At 69.3% G+C, this 2,840-nt stretch carries 3 protein-coding genes and 2 pseudogenes; 1 reads left to right on the forward strand and 4 read right to left on the reverse strand.

All coding sequences use genetic code 11. The features are described 5' to 3' along the window. Positions 1-146, reverse strand: a pseudogene (locus GA0115259_RS42440) (class F sortase); the annotation flags it as partial. 311 nt (positions 147-457) lie between these two features. Here GA0115259_RS42440 and GA0115259_RS34815 point away from each other — a divergent pair. Further along, on the forward strand, positions 458-943 hold the full coding sequence (locus tag GA0115259_RS34815; RefSeq protein WP_093604296.1) for a hypothetical protein: 486 nt from the start codon (positions 458-460) through the stop codon (positions 941-943). Positions 944-1,079: 136 nt separating this feature from the next. On the opposite strand, the gene GA0115259_RS34820 is transcribed toward GA0115259_RS34815, so the two are convergent. From GA0115259_RS34820 to GA0115259_RS40855, 3 genes and pseudogenes are all read right to left on the reverse strand, one after another. Beyond that, the gene (locus GA0115259_RS34820) at positions 1,080-1,646 is read right to left on the reverse strand and encodes a hypothetical protein (protein WP_093604298.1); all 567 of its coding nucleotides are present in this window, start codon (positions 1,644-1,646) and stop codon (positions 1,080-1,082) included. Between the two features lie 224 nt (positions 1,647-1,870). Further along, positions 1,871-2,635, reverse strand: coding sequence for a bestrophin-like domain (locus GA0115259_RS34825; RefSeq protein WP_093604300.1), 765 nt, complete (start codon positions 2,633-2,635; stop codon positions 1,871-1,873). A 14-nt stretch (positions 2,636-2,649) separates the two neighbouring features. Continuing rightward, positions 2,650-2,840, reverse strand: a pseudogene (locus tag GA0115259_RS40855) (hypothetical protein); the annotation flags it as partial.

The raw sequence follows: 2,840 nt of genomic DNA on the forward strand, positions 1-2,840 counted from the left end.
AGCCCCGCCGCCGCCGCGGGCTGCGGCGGCCCCAGCGGTACGTCTACCCCATTCCTTATCAGGGCGATGCCGGTGAGCATGACGAGAGCCAGAACCCCCCAGGGCGAGCGCATCCTCGACTCCGGAGCGTAATGGTTCTTGCCCATAGTTCTCCCTTCGTGGACGTCTGCTGGCACGGTAAGCGCGGTCCGCCGAGCCCGCGATCAGAGACGGGCGAACGGGTGGCGGCGCCTGCCGCGCTGACCCATCCGAGTAATCGGCATATAAAAACTTCTGACGGGCGGTGACCTGCGTCTCCGTCGGAGTGAGCGGCCTCCGTCCGGCGTGTCGGCTCACCGGGGTGGACCAGTGCCGAAGTGCGACGATCAGGTCGCGCGGTGATGGTTCGTCATGGAAGGCGTACTCGTCGAATCTCCCGGAGCACGGCTTTGGGGCGTCTTCCGCTGGAGGTTCAACGATGCGTGCTTCACGCGCTCTCGCGGTGTCCGCGGCCGCCTGCGCGGCCGTGGCGCTCTCCGCTCCACTCGCCGCCGCCACGGACGGTCCGAGGAATGTCACCGTCAACCCGTTCTCGGTCCATCAGGGCGGCAGGATCGAGATCACCGTCCAGGGCTGCGGCCACGGCGGGACCGTTACGTCCAACGCCTTCCGGCGGGTCGATCTCTCGGTCAATCCGGCGGGGACGTCCCGGGCCACCGCACGGATCTTCGACGACGCCACGCCCGGCCGCTACAACCTCGCCGTCAAGTGCAGCGACAACAACCGGGTCGAGACCCACCAGTTCGAGGTGCTCCAGGGCCGCGGCGCGCTGGGCGGGCTCGGCGGCTCCATCGGACCCAGTTCCACGGAGATGGCGGTCGGCGGCGGGCTGGTCGCCTCGGCGGCCATCGGCGGTTCCCTGTTCATCGCACGGCGCCGTCGGCTGACCGGTGCGGGAGTCTGACCGGCCCTGCCGCCAGGCCGTCCCGTGGGCCGGAGAGCCCCGAATGCCCGTCGCCCCGAGTCCAGGCGGAGGACTCGGGGCGACGGGCATTCCGGCGACGGGCGTTCCTGAGCGGAGGACCTGGCGGCAGGGCCGGTCAGTGCCCACGGTTCATCGCTCGACGGCGTATGGCGTAGACGGTGCCGGTGGCGCCTGCCACCACCAGTGCGGTGCCGGTGACGATCTCCGCGATGTTCAGACCTCCGATGCTGCCGCCGAGGCCGCCTCGGACGCCTCCGGGCGAGCTGGAGCTGACCGGGGCCGGGGCCGCCCGCGTCGCGGTGCTGTTCGTCGTGGGGACCGGATTGGGCGCGGGGGTCTGGGGGGAGCCGGAGATGGCGAGGGTGGTCTTCGCCGACATTCCGTTGCAGGTGAAGGTCACGATGTACCTCGCGCCGGCCTTGGCGTCCCAGTCGACGGTGGCCGTGGCGGTGCTGCCGGACGGGATGGTGACGTTGTCGAAGACGCCTGAGGAGGCCGTGGCGGGAGAACTGCACTTGGTGACGCCCAGGGTCACCTTTCCGCCGGGGTTGATCGTGGACGGGGTCACGGTGAATCCGAACGGCGTGACACTTCCGTCGACCGCGGCCACGGCGGTGGGAGCGGTCAGGGCGAGTGCGGCCACTCCCAGCAGAGCGGCGGACGCGGCACGTATCGCGCGCATGGTGAATCCTCCGGGTCCCCGAGGAGCAGCAGCGGAACCTTTTTCCGCAAATGTCAGGAATGCACCTCGATGCGAGAAACGGTAGGAGCCCGTTATCACACCCGCGATCGCTGGCGGGCGAATGGGGCATGGATGTCCCCCGGTCGGCGGATGTCCATGCCCCGGTCGGTGCCGCGCCGCGGCCTCAGGAGGCTGATCGCCGCGGCCTCAGGAGCCGGTCTGCCTCAGGAGCCGATCTGCGGGAACAGATCGAGGAAGGGAGCCGCGGTCGCGGCGATCCCTCGGCCGTACGGGGCGTCGAAGTCCCAGATGAGGAAGAGCAGGAAGGCGATCAGCACGCTGAAGAGCCCGGCCAGCAGCAGTTCACGGAAGGTGCGGCGGATCTGGAGGACGAAGATCAGCCCCACCGTGACCACGGCGCCGGTGATCAGGCCGAACCAGACGACTCCGGGCATCGTGGCTCCCGCGTTCTGTCCACGGGCCCCTCTGGCGTCGTCCGCCGAGGCCACCTCGTCGACCAGCGGCTGATAGGCCTGGCCCTCCAGCTCGGTCCGTGGTGCGTACCGGGTGACATCACGCCGTATCCGGTCGAAGAGCTCGGTGCCCTTCGCGCTGAGGGCCTCGTGCTCGGACATGTGCGGCCACTCGGTGTGGACGACGTACGAGACGTACGCGTCGATGTCGCCGCGGATCCGGTTCCTGACCTCGGCCGGATAGACCTGGACGCGCTGCTGGATCTCGTGCAGCGACTGGGCCTCCTGGCGTACGGACTCCTGGGCCGCGCTGCGGCCCTCCCAGACACCGGCGATCGCGAGGCCCAGGACGATCGCGTAGATCACGCCGATCATCATCGTCATGTACTCCATGACGTCGGGTGTTCCGGTGGGATCGTCGTCGTCCGGGATACGGCGGTTGTTGATCACGACGATGGTGAGGACGACCGCGCAGGCGGCGGCCATCGCGATGCTCAGAACGAGCCATTCCGACATGGATTCTCCATGGATCAGCGGGAGCGCGGACGCAGGATGGCTACGGCGAGTACGGCCGGAGCCGTGATCAGGAGCATCAGCGAGACCATCGAGGGCCCGCCGTCGGGCTGTTCACGGGTCGCCTTGCGATAGGCCGGCAGGGCCACCGGCGGCGTCGGAGCCACCGGAGCCGCCGAGGATTTCGACGGGCTCGCGGACGGCGTCG

It is taken from the genome of Streptomyces sp. MnatMP-M17 (genome assembly GCF_900091995.1).
Classification (GTDB): Bacteria; Actinomycetota; Actinomycetes; order Streptomycetales; family Streptomycetaceae; genus Streptomyces.

What these genes read in the sequence shown, in the direction of transcription:
- GA0115259_RS34815 (WP_093604296.1), top strand. Translation starts at nt 458, where the DNA reads ATGCGTGCTTCACGCGCTCTCGCGGTGTCCGCGGCCGCCTGCGCGGCC.
- GA0115259_RS34820 (WP_093604298.1), bottom strand. Translation starts at nt 1,646, where the DNA reads ATGCGCGCGATACGTGCCGCGTCCGCCGCTCTGCTGGGAGTGGCCGCA.
- GA0115259_RS34825 (WP_093604300.1), bottom strand. Translation starts at nt 2,635, where the DNA reads ATGTCGGAATGGCTCGTTCTGAGCATCGCGATGGCCGCCGCCTGCGCG.